General features: G+C 73.2%; 3 protein-coding genes. All 3 read left to right on the top strand.

Features of this window, described 5'->3' with window-relative positions; all coding sequences use genetic code 11:
• The first annotated feature begins 79 nt into the window (after positions 1-79).
• Entirely contained in the window at positions 80-277 is a 198-nt protein-coding gene (locus ABZV94_RS41865; RefSeq protein WP_356350385.1) for a hypothetical protein, read from the top strand.
• On the top strand, positions 277-561 hold the full coding sequence (locus tag ABZV94_RS41870; protein WP_356350387.1) for a DUF6303 family protein: 285 nt from the start codon (positions 277-279) through the stop codon (positions 559-561). Before ABZV94_RS41865 ends, ABZV94_RS41870 begins: the two co-directional genes overlap by 1 nt.
• Positions 558-1,118, top strand: a 561-nt coding sequence (locus ABZV94_RS41875; protein WP_356350389.1) for a protein spdB, incomplete at its 3' end; no start/stop codon positions are given. The genes ABZV94_RS41870 and ABZV94_RS41875, both read left to right, overlap by 4 nt.

Raw genomic sequence — 1,118 nt, forward strand, 5'->3', positions numbered from 1 at the left:
GCCGCGCCCGCAACCGGGTCATGGCGGCGCGGCGGGACCTCACCATCCGTGCCACCTCGCCCCTGACGGGCGGTGCGGCATGAGCGTGACCCTCACCTCCGAGCGGGGCGCCCTGGTCGTCGTGTTCGTCGGCATCGCGCTGGCGCTGGCCGGGGCGGTTCTGGCGTCCCTGCTGGATGAGCCGTCGTGGCGGTGGCTGGCCACGGGCGGCGTGCTCGTCCAGGTCACGGGTTGGGTGCGCTACAGCCGCGCCCGGCGGGGCGGTGAGCGGTCGTGATGACGCTTCCCGCGCAGATGTCGAACAGCGGTGGCACCTGGCACCTGTACGTCCCGCTGATGAACACCCCGCATGCGTGGCCCGAGCACATCTGGAACCGCACGGCCGCGGTCCCGACCATCGCGGAACGCGAGCGCGCGCTGAACGGTCTCGGCTACGAGAGCGTGCCGGGTGACGAGTGGTCCTGGATCGAGGACAGCGACATCCCCGGCGACCCCGCGTCGCAGGTCCGGCTGATCGCCTCCGTGCGGGTCCGGCCCACGCTGTGGGGCGGTGCGGCATGAAGGCGAAGACCGTTCTGCCGGCCGTCGCGATGACGGCGGTGTCCATGGTCCTCACGCTGGCGGTGGTGATGATGTGGCTCGGCACGGCGATGCCGTGGCCCGTCGCTCTGGTCGTTGGTCTGGGGATCGACGGCGGGTGGCTGGCCACGCTCGCCTACGAACGCCGCCTGGCCGCGCAGGGGGACCACAGCCGTGTGGTCACCGGGGTCGGCTGGGCATTCGGTCTGATCGCGACCGGCGTCCTGGTCGCCCACGCACTGCTGGCCGAGGAGTCCGCGGGCGCGTGGCTGGCCGTGGCGTGGCTGCCAGTCGCGGCCAAAGCGCTGTGGCTGGTGCACGGGCTGTGGGAACAGACTGCCCTCACCCCGACCGCGCTGGGATCGATCCGGGGAATCCAGCAGGAGGCCCGCGACGAAGCGGCCGTGGCCCGGGCCCGGCTGCGGGCCGAGGCCGCGACCGAGGAGACCCGGCTGACGGCCGTGACGGAGGCCGGGTCACGCGTCGCACGCGTCCAGGCGAAGACCGCCCAGACCCTCTCTCAGGCGTGGTCGACGCTG

Origin of the sequence: Streptomyces sp. NPDC004658 (assembly GCF_040609555.1) — a bacterium.
In the GTDB taxonomy this organism is placed as follows: Bacteria; Actinomycetota; Actinomycetes; order Streptomycetales; family Streptomycetaceae; genus Streptomyces.